The organism is Aquimarina intermedia (assembly GCF_008124785.1).
In the GTDB taxonomy this organism is placed as follows: domain Bacteria; phylum Bacteroidota; class Bacteroidia; order Flavobacteriales; family Flavobacteriaceae; genus Aquimarina; species Aquimarina intermedia.
On sequence record NZ_VNHU01000027.1, the window covers coordinates 1 to 1,273 of the forward strand.

Genomic DNA, 1,273 nt, shown 5'->3' on the forward strand with positions numbered 1-1,273 from the left:
TTCATACAGTTTGGACACCTGCGATGTTGTATGGGATGTTTATTTTTTATTGCTGGTTTTTCTGTTAATAGACCTTTAAGTATGGGTAGCACTTTTGTCTTAAGACAACTACTGGATATAGAGAAATATGATCGCTTGAAAACATTTTCGAAAGCGCAATAAAGAACACTATTGGTAAGCCGTATGAGCGAAAAGTTCACGTACGGTTTGATGAAGGGAGCACTGATAGTTGTAGAATATTTATATCTTTAACAGATACAAATAGGAGTAGGACTATCAGGCTCTACTCTACTAGGTAATAAATCAAAGATGAAAAAAACACTACTCTTTTTATTGACTGTGATAGCATTTTCTTGCTCTGAAAAGACAAAGAAGGATAAAAAACCTGTAAAAAAAGAAAATCAAACTGTTAACACATCAAAACAAGAAAATAGTGAAACAATTAAGCTACCAAACTTATTTGGAGAGAGAATAGATGGACCTGCTAACTTCAGAGATACAATTAGCGGAAAAAAATTATTCGAGCTTAATGACAACACTCTTGTTATTACCGCTCCAGAAGAAAATGGTTGGCCTTGGGCAGGTTTATATGTAAAAGTAAATCAAGAAGAATTGGAAAACCTAACAATCTTACCAAATACATCCTTGATAGATGAAAGAGGAGAATTAATTGGAAAATCTTTTGACACCATACGTTTTGAACTTTATTCAGATAATTATGCATTGGTTTATGGTAGAACACATTCAGGAAATATTAAGCCCAGTACATATCCAGAATCTGTACTTAGTAATATTATAAAAGAGGGGAAAACTAAAAAAGAAAATCATATTGAATACATAACCAATTTTCAATTCGAAAAATCTGAACACTCCATCATTGATGAAATAGAAGAATATTACATCTATCAGAGTGAATTGGTGGATGTATCACCTAGGGACAGAATTTCTCTGTTATACAAATCGGACTTTTTACTTGCTGTAATTCATTGGAGAAATTTAGACTTACCGGAATACGAGACTAAGGATCTAATCAGAGGACACAGCATAACGTTTGTTAAGGAAATATCTGAACCTGAAAAACAAACCATAATTGATAAAAAGATCAATTTTTACGGAAGTATTGATTAAAAACTGTTGCTAAAAACTAAGCATTCATGCGGTCGGTACGACCGAGCATACAGGCCGTGTTGACTAAACCGGGTCGATATTCCTTAGTATGGGGTTTGATATGTATTTCTATAGATCTGCGTGAGGTGGAACCTATTTAACAGAA

The 1,273-nt window shown here is 33.5% G+C and carries 1 protein-coding gene; it reads left to right on the forward strand.

The annotated features are described in order from the left end of the window. Window positions 1-309 precede the first annotated feature (309 nt). Complete coding sequence (locus tag BD809_RS15520; RefSeq protein WP_148783899.1) at window positions 310-1,128, forward strand: hypothetical protein; 819 nt, start codon at window positions 310-312, stop codon at window positions 1,126-1,128. Window positions 1,129-1,273 lie beyond the last annotated feature (145 nt).